Annotated in this window: 1 protein-coding gene; it reads left to right on the forward strand. The window is 55.6% G+C overall.

The genetic code is table 11. The features are described from left to right. Positions 1-269 (forward strand): Tn3 family transposase (locus ACNQ0W_RS25560; protein WP_046623738.1); only part of this gene is annotated, 269 nt, incomplete at its 5' end. Positions 270-302 lie beyond the last annotated feature (33 nt).

Below are 302 nucleotides of genomic sequence, written 5' to 3' on the forward strand. Positions count from 1 at the left end.
ATGCGCTCAAAAATGCGCTCCGTATCGGGAGGCAGGGGGAAATTCGCGATCGCACGACAGAGGGGCAGCACTACCGAATCGCTGGGCTCAATTTATTGACTGCGGTGATCATTTACTGGAATACCGTCCATCTTGGTCATGCCGTCACGGAGCGGCGGAACGAAGGGTTGGATGTTCCCCCTGAATTTCTTCCCCACATATCCCCATTGGGCTGGGCGCACATTCTACTGACTGGCGAATATCTTTGGCCCAAGGAACCGAAAGCTTAGGGTGTCATTTCGCCCTCAGCCGGAACCGACCCC

It is taken from the genome of Enterobacter cloacae complex sp. 6730903 (assembly GCF_048283985.1).
In the GTDB taxonomy this organism is placed as follows: Bacteria; Pseudomonadota; Gammaproteobacteria; order Enterobacterales; family Enterobacteriaceae; genus Enterobacter; species Enterobacter hormaechei_C.